The organism is Roseibium denhamense, assembly GCF_009711415.1.
GTDB lineage: Bacteria > Pseudomonadota > Alphaproteobacteria > Rhizobiales > Stappiaceae > Roseibium > Roseibium denhamense.
Genome location: NZ_SMLZ01000109.1, coordinates 167,059 through 185,212 on the forward strand (window position 1 = coordinate 167,059; position 18,154 = coordinate 185,212).

The 18,154-nt window shown below is 58.0% G+C and carries 17 protein-coding genes; 5 read left to right on the plus strand and 12 right to left on the minus strand.

The genetic code is table 11. The annotated features are described in order from the left end of the window. Positions 1-19: 19 nt before the first annotated feature. From E1180_RS13145 to E1180_RS13175, 7 genes are all read right to left on the minus strand, one after another. Positions 20-1,246 (minus strand): formate dehydrogenase subunit gamma, encoded by a 1,227-nt coding sequence (locus E1180_RS13145; protein WP_155191638.1) that lies wholly within the window; start codon positions 1,244-1,246, stop codon positions 20-22. Positions 1,247-1,377: 131 nt separating this feature from the next. Next, positions 1,378-1,983: a formate dehydrogenase FDH3 subunit beta gene (gene fdh3B / locus E1180_RS13150; RefSeq protein ID WP_155191639.1), complete on the minus strand. Its 606-nt coding sequence runs from the start codon at positions 1,981-1,983 to the stop codon at positions 1,378-1,380. A gap of 12 nt (positions 1,984-1,995) precedes the next feature. After that, positions 1,996-4,890, minus strand: a complete 2,895-nt coding sequence (locus E1180_RS13155) for a formate dehydrogenase subunit alpha (RefSeq protein WP_155191640.1) — start codon at positions 4,888-4,890, stop codon at positions 1,996-1,998. 108 nt (positions 4,891-4,998) lie between these two features. After that, complete coding sequence (locus E1180_RS13160; RefSeq protein WP_155191641.1) at positions 4,999-5,199, minus strand: twin-arginine translocation pathway signal protein; 201 nt, start codon at positions 5,197-5,199, stop codon at positions 4,999-5,001. Between the two features lie 61 nt (positions 5,200-5,260). Further along, positions 5,261-5,869 (minus strand): TorD/DmsD family molecular chaperone, encoded by a 609-nt coding sequence (locus tag E1180_RS13165; protein WP_155191642.1) that lies wholly within the window; start codon positions 5,867-5,869, stop codon positions 5,261-5,263. Between the two features lie 61 nt (positions 5,870-5,930). Beyond that, complete coding sequence (locus E1180_RS13170; protein WP_155191643.1) at positions 5,931-6,623, minus strand: DUF3306 domain-containing protein; 693 nt, start codon at positions 6,621-6,623, stop codon at positions 5,931-5,933. Between the two features lie 10 nt (positions 6,624-6,633). Beyond that, positions 6,634-7,203, minus strand: coding sequence for a DUF3305 domain-containing protein (locus tag E1180_RS13175; RefSeq protein ID WP_208997123.1), 570 nt, complete (start codon positions 7,201-7,203; stop codon positions 6,634-6,636). A 167-nt stretch (positions 7,204-7,370) separates the two neighbouring features. On the opposite strand from E1180_RS13175, the gene E1180_RS13180 reads away from it, so the two are divergent. Beyond that, positions 7,371-9,335, plus strand: a complete 1,965-nt coding sequence (locus E1180_RS13180) for a 4Fe-4S binding protein (protein ID WP_155191644.1) — start codon at positions 7,371-7,373, stop codon at positions 9,333-9,335. Positions 9,336-9,351: 16 nt separating this feature from the next. Here E1180_RS13180 and E1180_RS13185 read toward each other — a convergent pair whose 3' ends face one another. Further along, positions 9,352-10,092: a hypothetical protein gene (locus E1180_RS13185; RefSeq protein ID WP_208997124.1), complete on the minus strand. Its 741-nt coding sequence runs from the start codon at positions 10,090-10,092 to the stop codon at positions 9,352-9,354. A 113-nt stretch (positions 10,093-10,205) separates the two neighbouring features. Here E1180_RS13185 and E1180_RS13190 point away from each other — a divergent pair, with 113 nt between their 5' ends. From E1180_RS13190 to E1180_RS13205, 4 genes are read left to right on the plus strand one after another with little or no spacing between them, the layout of a single operon-like run. Continuing rightward, a complete protein-coding gene (locus E1180_RS13190) occupies positions 10,206-10,400 on the plus strand; it encodes a DUF6494 family protein (protein ID WP_155191645.1) in 195 nt (64 codons plus the stop codon). Position 10,401: 1 nt separating this feature from the next. Next, positions 10,402-11,493: an Mrp/NBP35 family ATP-binding protein gene (locus E1180_RS13195; protein WP_341873558.1), complete on the plus strand. Its 1,092-nt coding sequence runs from the start codon at positions 10,402-10,404 to the stop codon at positions 11,491-11,493. Continuing rightward, on the plus strand, positions 11,490-12,191 hold the full coding sequence (locus E1180_RS13200; RefSeq protein WP_155191646.1) for a biotin/lipoate--protein ligase family protein: 702 nt from the start codon (positions 11,490-11,492) through the stop codon (positions 12,189-12,191). Before E1180_RS13195 ends, E1180_RS13200 begins: the two co-directional genes overlap by 4 nt. Positions 12,192-12,195: 4 nt before the next feature. Continuing rightward, complete coding sequence (locus tag E1180_RS13205) at positions 12,196-12,672, plus strand: DUF6505 family protein (RefSeq protein ID WP_155191647.1); 477 nt, start codon at positions 12,196-12,198, stop codon at positions 12,670-12,672. Between the two features lie 205 nt (positions 12,673-12,877). Here the strand turns inward: E1180_RS13205 and E1180_RS13210 are convergent, their stop codons facing one another. From E1180_RS13210 to E1180_RS13225, 4 genes are all read right to left on the minus strand, one after another. Then, complete coding sequence (locus E1180_RS13210) at positions 12,878-14,041, minus strand: iron-containing alcohol dehydrogenase (protein ID WP_155191648.1); 1,164 nt, start codon at positions 14,039-14,041, stop codon at positions 12,878-12,880. 35 nt (positions 14,042-14,076) lie between these two features. Continuing rightward, a complete protein-coding gene (locus E1180_RS13215; RefSeq protein WP_155191649.1) occupies positions 14,077-15,465 on the minus strand; it encodes an aldehyde dehydrogenase family protein in 1,389 nt (462 codons plus the stop codon). Between the two features lie 44 nt (positions 15,466-15,509). Beyond that, a complete protein-coding gene (locus E1180_RS13220; protein ID WP_155191650.1) occupies positions 15,510-16,877 on the minus strand; it encodes a glutamine synthetase family protein in 1,368 nt (455 codons plus the stop codon). A gap of 150 nt (positions 16,878-17,027) precedes the next feature. Next, complete coding sequence (locus tag E1180_RS13225) at positions 17,028-18,077, minus strand: TRAP transporter substrate-binding protein (RefSeq protein ID WP_155191651.1); 1,050 nt, start codon at positions 18,075-18,077, stop codon at positions 17,028-17,030. Positions 18,078-18,154: the final 77 nt, after the last annotated feature.

The window sequence follows — 18,154 nt, forward strand, 5'->3', positions numbered from 1 at the left end:
CCACATGGCGGTCGTGACGCTATTCAGCTGGAACCGCGCCGTCTGGGCGGGAGGCCTTGGCGCCGTTTTCCGCCTCCTCGACTTCCTTCACCCAAAGACCATGGTGTTCGCGTGCCCATTGAAGTTCAACTTCGCCGGACCCCATGGCGTCATAGGCTCCCTCCATGCCGACTGAGCCGATATAGATATGGGCAATGATCATGGCCATCATCACAAAGGCAACGATTGTGTGCCAAATCTGCGCGTATTGCATTTCCTCATGCGGCGCCAGCACCTCCGGCAAGGGACCCAACCCGACAAGCTGAGGCAAGCCAAAAGCATTCAGTTGTTTGAAGGTCGCGGCGAACATAGGCAGTTCGAACGGAAACAGCAGCGAAAGACCGGAGGCTGAAACAGAGGTGCCAAGGACAATCACGCCCCAGAAAATCATCTTCTGGCCAAAGTTGAATTTCCGGGCGGGCGGGTGAACTCCCTTGCTGAAGAGCCCGCCACCAACTGCAATCCATTTCAGGTCTATCCTGCTTGGAATGTTGTGAACAACCCACATAACGAAAACCATGACCAGCGCCAGCATGAATGCCCAGGACACATTGTTGTGGATCCACTTGGACGCGATCGCGATTGGTGAAAATGCTTCATGTCCGATCAGCGGAATGATCACAGTCCGTCCGAACAGGGTAATGAGGCCAGTGACCCCAAGTAGGATGAACGATCCTGCAAGCAACCAATGGCCGAACCGCTCCACCGCCTTAAAGCGCGTAATCGTTTGACCTGTTTTTTCACCGTCAATGCGGATGCGACCGCGCAAAAGATAAAACAGGACCAGAAACGCAATCGTCGCGGCGAGCAGAAATGCGCCGTAGATTGCAACTGGCCCTTCCCGCCATTGCAGCCAACGCATCCCGCCATCCTGAATGAGAACCGTTGCAGGAAGACCGCCGGACGTGACGGTAATATCCGCCGAGCCAAACCGGAGCGCGCGCCAAAGCTCCGGATCGGACACGCCACCCAGAGTTCCGAGTTGACCGGTCATCTCAGCGGCGGAATCAGGATCGCCGGTTGCACCGCTCCGGAATGTATTGTCGACCTTTTCACCGCGCTGGCGCTTCAAGATATCTTCAAGTGTCTGGGCGCCGCCGGTTGCTGACCGGTCAGCCAGTGCCGGCGGTTGCGCTGGCAGCTCCTGAGCAGACGCCTGAAAGGCCAATCCCAACAAAAACATCAAGACGAGCGCAAAGCGTATCATATAAAGGTCCCCATCCAGTCCAAGGGCTTAGAATGACAAGGGCGGCAACTGGGCCGCCCTCGACGTGGTTCGCAAAATGCCGAAAGCACTGTGTGACAAGGCCCCGCTTGTCGCCGGGCCCCGTCAGGGGCTTAGCCGCCGTTCTGACCGTAAGCTGAACCCCAGCCCCAGGCGCCGGAACCGAAGCCACGCGCAACCACCCGCTCGCGATAGATGTTCGCGACCACGTCGCCATCACCTGCAAGCAAAGCCTTGGTCGAGCACATTTCAGCACAAATGGGCAGTTTGCCCTCCGCAATCCGGTTGCGGCCGTACTTGGCAAATTCAGCCGTAGAATGCGTTTCTTCCGGTCCACCAGCACAGAAGGTGCATTTGTCCATTTTGCCGCGCGACCCGAAATTCCCCGCTTGCGGGAACTGCGGAGCACCGAACGGACAGGCGTAGAAGCAGTAGCCGCAGCCAATGCAAAGGTCCTTAGAGTGAAGAACCACGCCTTCTTCGTTCTGGTAGAAGCAGTCGACCGGGCACACCGCCATACAGGGTGCGTCCGAGCAGTGCATGCAGGCCACGGAGATCGACCGTTCCCCAGGCTTACCATCGTTGATGGTCACGACCCGGCGGCGGTTGATGCCCCACGGCACCTCATGCTCGTTTTTACATGCGGTGACACATGCATTGCATTCAATGCACCGCTCCGCATCGCAGAGGAACTTAGCCCTCGCTTGTCCAAGTGCCATTGCGTCTCCTCCTTACGCTGCCGAGATCTTGCAGAGAGTGGCTTTGGTCTCCTGCATCTGGGTAACGGAGTCATAGCCATAGGTTTGAGCGGTGTTCGTGCTCTCACCGAGGACATAGGGGTCGGCTCCTTTTGGATATTTCGACCGCTGGTCCTCACCTTGATAATGACCGCCGAAGTGGAACGGCATGAAGGCAACGCCTTCCCCGACCCGTTCGGTCACCATAGCCATCACCTTGACCTTGCCGCCCTCCGGGCCTTCCACCCAGACCTGAGCGCCGTCCCGCACCCCGAGATTGTTTGCATCCCGCGGATTGATTTCGACGAACATGTCCTGCTGAAGCTCGGCAAGCCACGGGTTCGACCGTGTTTCATCGCCGCCGCCCTCGTACTCGACCAAACGTCCTGATGTCAGAATGATCGGATAATCCCGGGAGAAGTCCTGCTTCTGGATCGATGCATAAAGCGTCGGCAGACGGTAGAACTTGCGGTCTTCGTAGGTTGGATAATCCGCAACGAGGTCCCGGCGATTGGTGTAGAGCGGTTCGCGGTGAAGCGGCACCGGATCCGGGAAGGTCCACACGACGGCGCGCGCCTTGGCGTTTCCGAACGGGGAACAGCCATGCTTGATGGCAACCCGCTGAATACCGCCGGAAAGGTCGGTCTTCCAGTTGGTTTTCGGTCCTGCAACCGCATCGATCGCGGCCCGCTCGTCATCCGTGAGATCGCCGTCCCAACCCAGATCCATCAGCATCTGCATGGTAAATTCCGGATAGCCATCCTGGATTTCCGCACCCGGGTTGGACACGCCATCGGCAAGAAGGTTCTCACCATCCCGCTCAACGCCGAACCTTGCCCGGAAGCTCAGACCACCTTCCGCGACAGGTTTGGACATGTCGTAAAGGTTCGGTGTACCCGGATGTTTCATGTCCGGAGTGCCCCAGCATGGCCAAGGCATGCCGTAATAGTCCCCGTCCGCCGGACCGCCATTGGCCTGCAGTGTCGTCCGGTCGAACGTATGCTGATTGGCCATATGGAGCTTGATCCGCTCCGGTGACTGACCGGTATAACCGACCGTCCACATGCCGCGGTTAAACTCGCGGGTCGTGTCTTCAATGTTCGGCGTAATACCGTCTTCTTCCAGCGCGATGTTGCGGAAGAAACGGTCGTGGAATCCGAACTTCTTCGCAAAGAGGCCGATGATCTCGTGATCCGTTTTGGATTCAAACAGAGGTTCAACAACCTTCTCACGCCATTGAATGGAGCGGTTGGACGCCGTGACAGACCCGTAGGTTTCGAACTGCGTGGATGCCGGAAGCAGATACACGCCATCGGTCCGGTCATGGAGGACCGCAGACACGGTCGGGAACGGATCGATCACGACGAGCGTATCGAGCTTCTCCATGGCGGTTTTCATTTCCGTCATGCGTGTCTGAGAGTTCGGCGCATGACCCCACAGAACCATTGCACGGACCTTGTCAGGCTGATCCGTGTTCGCCGGATCCTCCAGAACGCCGTCGATCCAGCGGCTGACCGGTATCCCGGTCAGGTTCATCAGGTTTTTCTCCTTGCCGTCTGAACCGGTGGTTTTTGCAAACCTCCCCTTCAGCCAGTCGAGATCTTCGCCCCACACGCGGGACCAGTGCCCCCATGCGCCCGCGCTGAGACCGTAGTAGCCAGGCAAGGTGTGCGAGAGGACACCAAGATCGGTCGCGCCCTGAACGTTGTCATGGCCGCGGAAGATGTTGGTTCCGCCTCCTGTTGTGCCCATGTTGCCAAGGGCGAGCTGCAGGATACAGTAAGCACGGGTGTTGTTGTTGCCGTTGGTGTGCTGCGTTCCGCCCATGCACCAGATGACTGTTCCCGGACGGTTGTTTGCCAGCGTCCGCGCAACGCGCCTCAGCTGGCTGCCTGGGGTGCCGGTCACCCGCTCGACCTCTTCCGGGGTCCACTTGGCCACTTCTTCCTTGATCTGATCCATGCCCCAAACACGGGTCCGGATGAACTCTTTATCCTCCCAGCCGTTTTCGAAGATGTGCCAGAGAATGCCCCAGACGAGGGCAACGTCCGTGCCAGGCCGGAACCGGACGAACTCGTCCGCGTGTGCCGCCGTCCGCGTGAAGCGCGGATCGCACACGATCATCGGCGCGTTGTTCTGCTCTTTTGCCCGCAGAACGTGGAGCAGCGAAACAGGGTGCGCTTCGGCGGGGTTGCCGCCGATGATGAAGATCGCCTTGGAATTGTGGATGTCGTTGTAGCTGTTGGTCATGGCGCCGTAACCCCATGTGTTGGCAACACCTGCAACTGTTGTCGAATGGCAGATACGGGCCTGGTGGTCGACGTTGTTCGTCCCCCAATAGGCCGCGAATTTGCGGAACAGGTAGGCCTGTTCATTGTTGTGTTTCGCTGAGCCCAGCCAATACACACTGTCCGGGCCGCTTTCTTCGCGGATTGTCATCATCTGGTCGCCGATCTCATCGATCGCCTGCTCCCAGCTGATCTTCTTCCACTCACCGCCTTCCTTTTTCATCGGGTATTTCAGGCGGCGTTCGCCGTGAGCGTGTTCGCGGACAGAGGCCCCTTTTGCGCAATGTGCACCAAGGTTGAACGGGCTGTCCCAGCCCGGTTCTTGTCCGACCCAAACGCCGTTGGAGACTTCAGCAACGACGGTGCAGCCTACGGAACAGTGGGTACAGACCGATTTGACAGTCTTGACCGCGCCGGTTCCAGCTTGCGCCTTGGCTTGGGTAACGGAGCCGCCCGTGGCGGTGATGGCGGCGAGACCGCCTACGGCAACACCGGATCCCTTCAGGAATGTCCGGCGGTCGACAGATTTATGTGCAGTGTCTCTAAGGATACTTGCACCCTGGGGGCGTCGCGCAACCCCATTGGTCTTTTTCCTAAGCATTTTGGCCCTACCTTGCTTGTATCCCTTTGGATACGGCTGGGTTTGGTGTGTCTGGTGTCCGGCACTCGGGCGTCACGCAACCATGACCGGATAAACAACAAGGTCCAGTTAGAACCGGGCGCTGTCGAAGTAGGCGCGGGTATGCGCCGTGTCTTGCATCTTTTCGGATGTGAGATCAGGTTCCGCAGCTTGGGCGGCTGTTCCCACCGCAGTTGCGGCAGCCGCAAGCGGGGCTGAAAGCGCCGCCAGCTTTAGAAAGTTACGGCGATCGGCTCCGTCTTGGGGCCCCGCCTTTTCAGGTGGTTTCATTTTAGCAATCCTCCTCTCCTATCGGACGGATCGTTCCGCCCTCAGATGCTAACGTGAACGTTTAATTGGACAGCATGGAGAAAGCCTCGCTCTCGACCTCCATGAATTGCCGCCCGAGCGCACCGACCGCCGCGTAGAAAACCGAGCTGTCAGATGCTTCAAGGTCAGTGAAAAAATGCACGGCCCACGGCTCGATGTGGGTCATGAAAAAGCGCTTCTGTTCCGCCACAGATACAACACGTCCAAACCGACCGAGGATCATCCCTCCCATGATCTCCATCAGCGTTGCTATGTTGTCTTCCGGCTCCTTGCGCCCCTCGGCTCTCTGGATACCAAGCTCGGCCATATCCCCGCGCAGCTGGGCGAGCGGCTTCTCATTCAAGAAGCCCGTCAGATAGTGGCTGGCGTAGGGAAGGAACTCGCCGCGGCCGAGACCGATAAACAGCGCATTGAACTCGCGTTCCGCGGACTGCTCTGTGGTAACGGCAGCAAGTTTGGACAGCACCGTAAGCTTTTCGCCAAGGGCCGTCTCATCTCCGTCAAGGCTAGCGACTTGGCCCAAGAGCAAGCTGCTCGCCGGTTTAACAAGCAGGACACCCAGGAATTCATAAAGGTCCGCGCGCGCACGGTCCTCCGGATCTATCACATATTCTTTTAAAGCTGCGGACATCCGTGTCCGTCCTCCCCAAGGTGCAGCTGCCACATTAATGCGCCTGACCTAGACTTTCGTCTTATGAATAGTCAAACTTCATACGCTTTCGAGTATTGCCCAGCATTGAAGTCTCTGCAACTGGCTCTAATTGCGCATCATAACATAAATCCGCACCGTCGTTTTGAGTTTGATCAATTGCATCTGCTTGCGTCAATTGCAAAGATGCGGGTTCATTTTGTCCCTCGCCTTTTTGCGCCGCAGCATTTTCTTGAGAAAGACTTATGTCTGGGCTGCTGAGCCCAGCTTCCATTGGGTGTGGTGTATCAACCTCGCCACTGCCCTCAACCGGACCGGCCGCTACCTGATCTTCCACCGCGAACTTGTCGAACATTCCCATTCCGACCCGGTACACGGTCTTCAGGTTTGAAACGACCGTAGCCGCATCCGTGAAATCATCGGCGTAGTCCACCAAACCGTCCACGTTCGCCAGAACAGGGTTCACAGTCCACAAGCGCCTCAAGGCGCGTCTGCGCAAACGTTCGGGCACGGTGTCCGATAAGAATGGTTTGAAATCATCCTGATCGGACAGGGTATCGGGATCTGGAAGCTCAAGTTCGTCAAGGATTTCGGCATCCGGCTTGTCTTTAAGCGCCGCCCGCTTTTCTGCAGCCGCTACGGCTGCTGCTTCATCCTGTTCGGCAGCTTCAGCGGCACGAACCGCTGCCTTACGGCGGGACCAGAAGTCCTGTGGCTTTGTCTCGCCGTCACTCATGCTCCCCCCTTCACTGCAAAACATCCTTTGATGTCCGGACAGGGGACCGGTAGACATCGCTGAGCTGGCGGATACGGGGATCGCCAATGCCGTCCTCTTCCAGATCGACCCGCTTTTTGTCTCGGCGCCGTTTTGTGAAAATCTCATCTTCATGGTGGCGGTCGCAAAAGTCCTGCACCCAGGCAATCAGGCCGGGCGGCATGGGAACTTTCTCAACCATCACATCACTCGTGTCGGCATAATCCTGTCCCTCGAAGGCCGAGGCGGTGACGAGCATGACGTCAAGGGGGACATCTGATTCGATTTCGTCGCTCGGCCGCATGATCACATAAATAGACGGCGTACGATCGGCGAGCGCGGCAAGGTAGGCTTCCGTATCGGTTCTATGCAGTTCCAGCGAAAGGGTTGCAGCATGATACTCCACGGCATCCCCTTCTGTCCGCAAAACGTCCCAATTGGCGGGCCTTGCGCCAGGCAGAACCGATACCGGCCGCCAAGACCATTTCTGCCATCGGGTTACACCTCGCACCTTCCGAACCACGACGCCTATCGGCATCGTGACCGAACGTTCTTTTGTCACAGGCGCTCCTCCCACCCGTTTTTACTTAGCGTAGCTAACGTGCAGGAAGCAGCCCAAACGTCAAGCCCGGCAGAAGTCGTACTTGACGAGGCTGGTTTCTGACCTCTTCTATTAAGAAAACGTGCGCTAGACGAACGCCCGGCCGCGGGGGGAGAGGAAAATTTGAAATGACAGAAACAAGGCTTTTGCTTTGTGACTGCCGTGGTTCCCAATCGGTCATTGCTGACGAACTTGGGGCGGCAACCGGTGTCAGCTGTTCAAGGGTTTATTCCGAGCTTTGCCGTGCAGAGATTGGCACTGCGGCTAACGAGCTGAAGAACGGCGATGTCGTCATTGCTTGCCAGCAAGAGCGTCAGACTTTCGAAGATCTGGCTGCGGAACTGGTCGTCTCTCCACCCAGCTTTGTCGACATCCGCGACCGGGCCGGATGGTCGGATGATCCGGCTAGCCCAACACCAAAAATGGCGGCATTGATTGCTGAAGCACTGCTGCCGGAAAACGCCCCGAAAGTTATTGATGTCACCTCGGCCGGAACCTGCCTGATCCTTGGCGATGCGGCCCCTGCTCTAGCTGCAGCAGAGCATTTGTGCGAGCTGCTCAGCGTCACTGTTCTTCTTGCCCCAGACGCAGAACTCCCTTTGATCGACGACAGGCGCTTCGACATCGTCCTCGGCACGTTGGCATCGGCCTCCGGAGCCCTTGGTCATTTCAAATTGTCATTCAACGGCCTCCAGGAGCGGATCCCCAGTGGACGCGGCCCCTTCAACTGGACGGAACCGCGCAGCGGCGGCCGGACCGAATGCGATATCTTGCTGGATCTGCGCCGTGCCCCTCCACTATTTCCCGCAGATCACAAGCGGGAGGGCTATCTGCGGGCGGACCCCCACCATGCCCCATCCGTCACGAAGGCCCTGCTGGAGGCTTCTCAACTGGTCGGAACGTTCGAAAAACCGATCTATGTGAAACTGAACGAAGCGTTGTGCGCCCACTCAAGAGCGCAAAAAACCGGCTGCACCCGCTGCCTTGATCTTTGCCCAACCGGAGCGATCACACCGTCCGGCGATCATATAGCCGTGGACCCGATGGTCTGCGCTGGATGCGGCAGCTGCTCAGCGGTCTGCCCATCCGGTGCGATCTCCTACGATGCCCCTCCGGTACCGGCGACTTTGAAACGCCTGAGTACGCTCTCTGGCGCATGGCGTAAACTGTCCGAAAAAGCCCCAAGACTTCTTGTCCACGATCAGGAACATGGGGCAGACATGATCCGGTTGAGCGCCCGCTACGGCAAAGGCCTGCCCGCGGATGTAATTCCTTTCGAAACCGAGGCGATTGCCTCTTTCGGACATGCGGAAGCGCTTGCGGCTGTCGCGAGCGGTTTTGCGAGTGTGGCCATACTGGTTTCCCCAACAACGGAAAGAGACGGTTTGCCAGCACAGCTTGACCTGGCGAATGCAATTGCGGGTGACGAACGGATCGGCTTGATCGATCCCGTGGACCCGGATCAGCTGGATGAGCTTCTTTACCGCGACCCTCACACTACCCTTGGCTCAGCACCCGTGCTCCCAATGGGGACACGGAGGCAGGTCACACGCCTTGCAGCAAAGAGCTTTTACGACGAAGACAAACTCATCCCATTGCCAGCCGGTGCACCCTATGGTGCAGTCACCTTCGACGAGGCAGCCTGCACCCTTTGCATGTCATGCACCTCGCTCTGTCCGTCCGGAGCTTTAAAAGCAAACCCGGATCAACCTCAGCTCCAGTTTCAGGAAGACGCCTGTCTGCAATGCGGCATTTGCACCCGCATTTGCCCGGAAAACGCCCTGTCACTGGATCCGCGGCTGAACCTGTCCAACACGGCTCTGTCGCCTATCGTTCTGAAGGAAGAAGAACCGTTTCATTGCATTGAATGCAGCAAGCCATTCGGGGTTCGCTCGACCGTTGAGCGTATGACCGAGAAGCTCGCCGGGAAACATTCCATGTTCCAGAACGCAGACGCCTCAAGGCTCATTCAAATGTGTGACGATTGCCGGGTAAACGCGGTCTACCACTCCGAAAACAATCCATTTGCCATGGGCGAACGCCCGAAAGTGCGCACCACCGACGACTATATCAGCAAGCGGCGGGATCATTGAGACAAGCTGCCATGCCTCACTGGTACTGGATCGGCGCCCCAAGATCGGCCGGTTCAATGCGAGACACAAAGGCCAGGATCGCGAACAGATCCTCCAGGCTCATGCGGACCGGCGCAATCGGCGGTGGCCGGCTTGGGTCGAACGGATCAGTCACATCTTCGATAATTGTGAATGCGGGATGGGGGCGCAAAGCGAAAAACGTCTCAAACCGCGATTGCCAGTCTTTAAACGTACGCAAGACCGCAAACGAGGGGGAAGAGCCAATCGTGGTGAGGCGGGTCGCTTCGTTCACCATGTGGCAGCGTCCGCAATGGGCGACCGCAAGCTTCTCCCCGGCAACGCTATCACCTTCCAGGAAAACGACCTCTTCATTCGTATCGTCAGGCACAACCGCCGCGAAAACCTGGCCGTTGGCAGGTTTGAAGGCGTCAATTGTCGATAGACCGACATCGCTTGAAATCCATGCAGCGAACTTTGCTAACCCATCGCTCTCCGGATCATTGATCAGGAGGTACCAGGTCGTACCAAGCCCTGAAAAGACAGGCTTGCCCTTCCCATCAGACGCCAAGGAAGCTTGTGCCGGCTGGTCTTCCTGGACGAGTTCTATCCGCGTATTCGCCTTGAGCGAAAAACGCGGCAGAAGATGTTTCAAGAATCCGCTTTCGACAAGGCTGTCAGGCGCACTTAATGTAAACGACGATGCTGCCTGCGCAGGCACCGCAAATAGCGGCACAAGGACGGCAAAAACTGCGGCCACAATGGCAATCCGGCAGCACACGCGCTCCTCCTTCACGATGCTGAACAGCACCGTAATGGTAGGATCACAAACACAAAGCCGTCAATGCAGGCATCAATGACAAGGGAGAGAAGATGAGCGACGATTTCAATATGTCGATGCGAAAGTTTCTGAAGCAGGTCGGAGTTACTTCGCAGCAGGCGATCGAAGAAGCTGTCAGGAAAGACCAGGGCTCCGACGGCAAGACCTACAAGGTCAAGGCCGTTATAACCATCGAGGAGCTCGGCCTCGAACATGAGGTAAGCGGAGAGATCGGAGGCCAGTCCTGACGTGACACTCACACGGGAATCCGTTCTGGCGGCCCTGAAAACGGTTCAGGATCCGATGACCGGAGAGGATATTGTTTCTTCGGGAATGATGCGGGCACTCAGGGTCGCCGATCAATCGGTCCGCTTTGTTCTTGAAGTTGATCAAAGCCGCATGCCTCAAATGGAAGAACTCAGCCGCGAAGCCGAGCAAAAACTCCAGGATTTGCCAGACTGCGAAAGCGTGCAGGTGGTCCTGACCGCCCATAGCGATGCGCCCGCGCAGCCCTCGGCACCCAGCGAACCGGTGCCGATCAAACAGCGGCCTGCGCCACCCGGCACATCCGGACCGCAGCGGGTTCCCGGCATTGACCGGGTGGTGGCAATCGCCTCTGGTAAAGGCGGCGTCGGCAAGTCCACCGTCGCTGCCAACCTCGCTTGTGCGCTGGCGGCACAGGGCCGCAGAGTTGGACTTCTGGATGCGGATGTATATGGGCCATCTCAACCCAAGATGCTGGGTGTCAGCGGACGGCCGACGTCACCAGACGGGGAGATGATCCTGCCGCTTCGCAATCATGGCGTTACGCTGATTTCAATCGGACTTATGACTTCGGGCGACCAGGCGGTTCTCAGGCGCGGTCCGATGCTGATGGGCGCGCTGCAACAAATGATGTCACAGGTGCAGTGGGGCGCGCTCGATATACTGATTGTTGATCTGCCGCCCGGCACCGGCGATGTGCAGATGACCCTGTCCCAGAAGTTCATAGTCGACGGCGCGATCATCGTTTCAACACCGCAGGACATCGCGCTGCTCGATGCACGCAAGGGCATCGACATGTTTCACCAGATGCACGTCCCGATCCTTGGCATGATTGAAAACATGTCGACCCATGTCTGTTCCAAATGCGGGCATGAGGAACATATTTTCGGGCATGGCGGCGTTGCAGCCGAAGCTGGCAAACTTGGTGTGCCCTTGCTGGCGGAGGTTCCCTTGAGCCTTGGAATCAGGACGGCCGGTGACAGCGGCACACCGGCTACACTTGCTGATCCGGAGGCAGCAGACGGACGTGTTTTCCGTGACCTGGCGGCGCGGCTGGTCGAGCAGGGGCACGCATGACCGATCTACAATTTCCACCGCTGTTCCAGGGGGAGGCTGTCACGGGACAGGCCGACCCGATTGAGCGCGCCGTTGCGCTTGCCACTGTCGGGACGGACTCAGGAACGGTCGTTTACAATCTGACCGGTCCGGATCTCAAAGCGAGTATGGTCTTTGCGCCCGAGATGCCGCTGGAACAAGCGATGACCGCGCTGCCGGTATGCGGTCTCGGGTTCCAGGCAGCCCTTGGTGCACTAGCTCCTCCGGAAGTGGCGGTCCATTTGGGGTGGGATGGCAAGATTCGCGTAAACGGGGCGGTTTGCGGCCGGTTCCGGGTCAAAGCGTCCACGGCTGACCCGGCAGCAGAACCGGATTGGCTGATTGTCGGTCTTGAACTGTCCGTTACTGCGTCAAAATCCGATCCGGGATACGATCCGAACCGGACATCTCTTACGGAAGAAGGGTGTGCCGAAGTCAGCGCTGACCACCTTCTGGAAGCATGGGTCCGCCATACGCTTTACTGGATCAACCGCTGGCTGGACGAGGGTGCACGCCCGGTGCATGCAGAGTGGCGGGGTCTCGTTCAGGAGATTGGCGAACCTGTTGACATTGACGATCAAACCGGAACTTTTACAGGTGTTGATGAGCATTTCGGCATGCTGTTGCGCACGCGTGACGCAACGATCGTGATCCCGCTTTCAAGCCGTCTGGAGACCTGAACCCATGAACCTTGCCCGCGCGATCCACCTCGATGACAGCGACAAGAATGTCTATTTCTCTCCAGCCCGGACGGGCGAATGGTGTTTGTCCGGCGGCTTCGAGTTTTCCGACTGGACAGATGCCGACCTGTCCGGAAAAGCCAAGCAGGCCTTTTCAAACGGCTGGCTCGGGTTGGAAACTTTTGGCCGCGTTACCTTGGTTGCCGTGACCCCAATTAGCGAAGCCGAATTCAGCTCGCTTGTTGACCGCCTCGCCCAGCACTTTGTTGATGTTTACGGAGCACCTTCCGTGGATGCTGCAAGGGGTGTTGCTGCGGAAGAACTCAGCTATATGGCGGACCTGTGCGCGGATCATGCGGAAAACACGATTCTGGCAGTTCAGCGCGAGCTTGCCGGGGAAGGTGTTCGTGAGAGCTACTCGGCGATTGCCCCGCAAGCCGCCGAACTCGATCTTGTCGCCGTCCATGGTGACATGAACTGATCCTGATGGCATCTGAGGTTGGCCCTGGCAGCTCCCTTCGCAAATGATCGCGGATGACCAAGGACTCTATGGACGGCAGCACGGTGCTTCTGGTGGTGACGCCCTCATAAAAGACAAAAACGGGGCCGGAAAGGCCCCGTCTTCAAACGCTGAAAACAGACCACCTGGATGATCGGGCGTTTCGGAGGAAACGCCCAAATCTGATCTAGACTGTACCTGAAATTGCCTTGTCGAAGATTTCGAGCGCGCCGTCCTTGGTGAGTTCAACCGGGTTGCCGCCGGCGGTCGGATCGACAATCGCCATGTCCGCAATCAGATCGCGTTTTTCGTCACCCACATTCAGGCCTTCCAGCGTGTGCGGCACATCGAGATCGGCGCGCAGCTTCAGGACCGTGTCGAGCACACCCTGATAGCCGCCTGAAATCCCGAGGAACCCGGCAAGCCGCTCGAACTTCTGTTCGACTGCCGGTTTGTTGAACTGCAGCACATACGGCATGAACACGGCATTGGTCATGCCGTGGTGCGTGTCGTAGAGCGCGCCGACCGGGTGCGACAGGGAGTGGATCGCGCCAAGCCCCTTCTGGAAACCGACAGCACCCATCGCCGCCGCACTCATCATGTGGCCGCGCGCTTCCAGGTCGTTCGGGTCGGCCACCACTTTCGGCAGGTTTTCCAGAACCAGCCGCATGCCTTCCAGCGCGATCCCTTCGGACATGGGATGATACATCGGCGCGGAATACGCTTCCAGGCAGTGGGCAAGCGCGTCCATGCCGGTGCCGATGGTGATGATGCGCGGCATCTTGGTGGTCAGCTCCGGGTCGCAGATAACGATTTCCGGCAGCATTTGCGGGTGAAAGATCACCTTCTTTGTGTGGGTTTCCTCGTTCGTGACGACACCCGCCCGGCCGACTTCAGAACCGGTGCCGGCCGTGGTCGGCACCGCAACGATCGGCGCGATCCCGGCCGGATCGGCGCGTGTCCACCAGTCGCCGATGTCTTCAAAATCCCAGATCGGCCGGGTCTGGCCGGACATAAAGGCAATGACCTTGCCCGCATCCAGGCCGGAGCCTCCACCGAAGGCGATCACACCGTCATGGCCGCCTGCCTTGAACGCGGTGACACCGGCCTCAATGTTGCTGCCAAGCGGGTTCGGTTTGACATCGGAAAAGACTGCGGCCTCAAGACCAGCAGCCTTCAGGCTTTCGATGGCCTCGGCGACCATCGGCAGCCCTGCAAGGCCCGGATCGGTCACCAAAAGCGGGTTCTTCATGCCCGTTGCCTTGACCGCTTCGGGCAGTTCCTTGATGCGGCCAGCACCAAAACGGATCGAGGTTGGGTATGACCAGTTTACGGAAGGAAGTGAGCTCATATGCGCACCAGATAACAGAGACTGAAAGGGCCGCGTCAGTGGTCGACGCGGAAGTGGAAGGATTTCGGCCGGGTCAGATTGTGGAAGCCGATTTCGGAAAGCGCTGCACCCTTGCCGGTGTCCTTGACGCCGGTCCAGACAAGCGCGGGGTCCAGATAGTCGCACCGGTTCATGAAGACGGTGCCGGTCTCGATCTTGTCTCCGATCTCGGCAGCGGCTTGCACATCCTCGGTCCAGATGGACGCGGTCAGGCCATAAGGACTGTCATTCATGAATTGGAGCGCCTCGGCATCGTCCTTCACCTTCATGATGCCAACAACCGGGCCAAAGCTCTCCTCGCGCATCACCGACATCTGGTGATTGACGTCCGTCAGAACCTGCGGCGCGAGATAGGGCGTGCCGTCCTTGTCCATCTCGAACTTGGACGTATCGATATGCGCCTTAGCGCCCTTGCGCACAGCTTCCTGGGTTTGTTCACGCACCCAGGCCGCGAAACGGGCCTGCGCCATCGGGCCGAGCGTCGTCGCCTCATCCAGCGGATTGCCCAGCTTGTACTGGCTGGTGAGGTCCACAAAGCCTTCGACAAACTTGTCGTAAAGGCTCTCATGCACATAGACGCGTTCGATGCCGCAGCAGCACTGGCCTGCATTGTAGAACGCGCCATCGACAAGGTTTTCAACCGCATAGCCCAAATCCGCATCTGCACGGACATAGGCTGGATCCTTGCCGCCAAGTTCCAACCCCAGGGTCGCGAAGGTGCCCGCCAGCGCTTTTTCGATGGAACGTCCACCGCCTACGGAACCGGTGAAGTTGACATGATCGATCAGGCCGGAGCCGAGCAGCTTTTCAGTTCCCGCATGGGTCAGGACGATGTTCTGGAACACGCCTTTCGGCAAACCCGCGATCTCGAAGGCCTTGGCGAGGCGCTCGCCGACGAGCAACGTCTGAGCGGCGTGCTTCAACACGATAACATTGCCTGCCATGAGAGCCGGCATTATGGTGTTGATGGCCGTCATGAAAGGATAGTTCCATGGCGCGATCACCATGACGATGCCAAGCGGAACGCGCTTCAGATAGCGTTTGAAACCGGCTTTGTCAGTCCGCTCGATATCGGCCAGCGCCTCTGCGGCGGTGTTGGCACAGTACTCGGTGCGCTCAATTGTGCCGCCGAGTTCGCCGCCGAAACGGACCGGGCGGCCCATCTGCCAGGCCAGCTCTGGAACGACCTCGTCATTCATGGCCTTGAGCGCCTCAAGAGCCTTCAGACAATAGGCAACCCGCTCGGAAACCGGCAGGGCCGACCAGCCGATTTGGGCTGTCTTTGCGGCGGAAACAACTCTTTCGACCTCTGCTTCGGCAAGCGCGGGACGCTCGGCGTAAACCGATCCATCGATCGGCGAGATCAACTTGATCACGTCAGACATGTTTGGCTCTCTTTAAACAATCCTCTTGGAGGAGATTGATCCTGTTACGCCCGTTCGAAACCGCGGGCAATCTCGTAATCGGTGACAGCGCGGTCAAACTCCTCGATTTCCCATTCCGCCGCCCGGGCGTAATGGTCGATGACCGCATCTCCAAAGGCTTCCCGCAGGAATTTCGACTTGCGAAGGGTCTCGCGCGCTTCCTTCAATGTGTGCGGGATCTCCTTGGCCTTCCGCGCTTCATAGACATCGCCAGAGGTCGGTGGATCCAAAGGAAGCTTGTCTTCAATTCCCTTGAGACCCGCCGCAATCTGAACGGCAAGGGCAAGATACGGATTGAGATCGGACCCGCCAATCCGGCATTCGATCCTGAGGCCCTTCGTGCCCTCCCCGCACAGGCGGAAGCCGGCGGTCCGGTTGTCGACAGACCAAACGGTCTTTGTCGGCGCAAATGTGCCTTTCTGGAACCGCTTGTAGCTGTTGATGTAAGGCGCCAGAAAGTAAGTGTAATCCGGTGCATATTTGATCAGACCGGCAAGGTAGTGCCGCATCGTCTCGGACATGCCAAGGTCGCCATTTGCATCGCAGAAGACGTTGTTGCCCTCCTTATCGAAAAGGGATTGGTGCACGTGGGACGACGAACCGACCTTGTCACTGCGCCATTTTGCCAGGAAGGACGCCGAACGCCCCTTCGACCAGGCAATCTCCTTGACGGCATTTTTTGCAATGGTGTGATACTCGGCCGTATCCAGGGCCGGAGCATACTTGATATTGAGCTCTTCCTGACCGGTCTCAGCTTCCCCCTTGGTGTTCTCGACAGGGATACCGGCAGCGTAAAGGCCATTGCGGATCGGCCGCATGACCTCCTCTTCCTTCGTCGTTTGCAGGATATGGTAGTCTTCATTGTAGCCCGAGATTGGCTCCAGATCCCGGAACCCGCTCTTGCGCATGTCATCGAAGCTTTTTTCAAACAGGAAAAACTCCAGCTCGGTCGCCATGATCGGCGTCAGACCAAGTTTTTCCAGTTTGGCAACCTGAGCCTTCAGCATTGCGCGCGGCGAATGCGGCACATCCTTGTGCGTGTGGTGATCCAGAACATCGCAAATCACCATCGCCGTTCCGTCCAGCCATGGCAGCCGGCGGAGGGTCGACAGATCCGGCTTCATCACGTAATCGCCGTAGCCACCGGACCAGCTCGTCGCCGCATATCCTTCAACCGTGTACATCTCCAGATCGGTCGCCAGCAGATAATTGCAGCAATGCGTCTCTTCATAAGCACTGTCAACGAAGTGCTGCGCGAGGAAGCGCTTGCCCATCAAGCGGCCCTGCATATCGACGATACAGGCAAGAACCGTATCGATTTCGCCGGCTGCAGTCAGAGATTTCAGATCATCAAAAGTCAGGTTGCCAGACATGCTGAAGGTCCGTTTCGGGCGGTTATATTGATATTATATTGGAAAATCCCGGCCCGGACGGTTCTATCGCGTTTTGCAAAACGCTTTTATCCGGGCCGGTAGTTGATGGATCAGGCTGGCTGTAAAGGCCAGACCCGATCCGGGCGTGCATTAGGTATAGCGGTAAGGACGGCCTGCCTTCTGCATATCCTGGTTATATTTCTTGAAGATCTCGACGACCTTCGCCTTGGTCGGCGATTCCGCTGCAATCTCATCCCAGAAGACCATTGCGGCATCTTCAACCTGTTGCCATTCGGCGTCCGGAATGGAGGTGAGCTCCATCTTTGTGCCATTGACGCGCAGAGCCGCTTCGCCGCCCCAATACCACCATTGACGGTAGTAGTGAGATGCGTCCATTGCGAGCTGAAGCATGGTTTTCAGGTGATCCGGCAGCTCGTTCCACTTTTCCATATTGGCAAAGAAGGACCCTGCCCAGGCACCGGAAATGTTGTTGGTCAGGAAGTAGTTGGTCACGTCTGCCCAGCCAACGGTGTAGTCCTCGGTGATCCCGGACCATGCAATGCCATCAAGTTCGCCGGTTTGAACCGCAACCTCAATGTCTTCCCATGGCAGGGTGACCGGAACCACGCCGAACTGGCTCATGAACCGGCCAGCGGTCGGGAACGTGAAGACACGCTTGCCTTTCAGGTCTTCCAAAGACCGGATCGGATCCTTGGTAGCAAAATGGCAGGGATCCCAGGCGCCTGCGGAAATGTGCTTCACGCCAACCTTGGCGTATTCTTCTTCCCAGATTTCCTTCAGGCCATACTGATTAAAGAGCACCGGCACATCGAGCGAATAGCGCGATGCGAACGGGAAGTAACCACCGAAAACCGTCACTTCTGTCGGCGAGGCCATGGAGTCGTCATCGGACTGCACCGCATCAATCGTGCCCTGCTGCATCGCCCGGAACAATTCACCCGTCGGCACCAGCTGGTCTGCGAAGAAGAGTTCGATTTCCATCTGGCCCTGAGCGGCCTGATTGAACATGTCGATATGCGGTTTGATCACATGTTCAGCGAGCGCCGGACCCGCATAGGTCTGCATGCGCCACTTAATCGGCGACTGGCCATGGACAGCAGGTGCTGCCAAGGTCGCTGCGCCAGCGGCCGCTGCGGTTCCCATCCCGGCCTTTTTGAGAAAATCACGTCTGTTGGTCATCTCATGTTCCCTTTAAGTTTGCTGTTCAACCCTCGCGGTCCGGCCGGTTTCCGGCTCTTGTTCAACCGCTGTCAGAA

Coding starts and splice junctions, on each gene's coding strand:
- E1180_RS13145 (WP_155191638.1), bottom strand. CDS start 1,246: ATGATACGCTTTGCGCTCGTCTTGATGTTTTTGTTGGGATTGGCCTTT.
- fdh3B (WP_155191639.1), bottom strand. CDS start 1,983: ATGGCACTTGGACAAGCGAGGGCTAAGTTCCTCTGCGATGCGGAGCGG.
- E1180_RS13155 (WP_155191640.1), bottom strand. CDS start 4,890: ATGCTTAGGAAAAAGACCAATGGGGTTGCGCGACGCCCCCAGGGTGCA.
- E1180_RS13225 (WP_155191651.1), bottom strand. CDS start 18,077: ATGACCAACAGACGTGATTTTCTCAAAAAGGCCGGGATGGGAACCGCA.
- E1180_RS13210 (WP_155191648.1), bottom strand. CDS start 14,041: ATGAGCTCACTTCCTTCCGTAAACTGGTCATACCCAACCTCGATCCGT.
- E1180_RS13170 (WP_155191643.1), bottom strand. CDS start 6,623: ATGAGTGACGGCGAGACAAAGCCACAGGACTTCTGGTCCCGCCGTAAG.
- E1180_RS13205 (WP_155191647.1), top strand. CDS start 12,196: ATGAACCTTGCCCGCGCGATCCACCTCGATGACAGCGACAAGAATGTC.
- E1180_RS13160 (WP_155191641.1), bottom strand. CDS start 5,199: ATGAAACCACCTGAAAAGGCGGGGCCCCAAGACGGAGCCGATCGCCGT.
- E1180_RS13190 (WP_155191645.1), top strand. CDS start 10,206: ATGAGCGACGATTTCAATATGTCGATGCGAAAGTTTCTGAAGCAGGTC.
- E1180_RS13215 (WP_155191649.1), bottom strand. CDS start 15,465: ATGTCTGACGTGATCAAGTTGATCTCGCCGATCGATGGATCGGTTTAC.
- E1180_RS13180 (WP_155191644.1), top strand. CDS start 7,371: ATGACAGAAACAAGGCTTTTGCTTTGTGACTGCCGTGGTTCCCAATCG.
- E1180_RS13200 (WP_155191646.1), top strand. CDS start 11,490: ATGACCGATCTACAATTTCCACCGCTGTTCCAGGGGGAGGCTGTCACG.
- E1180_RS13220 (WP_155191650.1), bottom strand. CDS start 16,877: ATGTCTGGCAACCTGACTTTTGATGATCTGAAATCTCTGACTGCAGCC.
- E1180_RS13165 (WP_155191642.1), bottom strand. CDS start 5,869: ATGTCCGCAGCTTTAAAAGAATATGTGATAGATCCGGAGGACCGTGCG.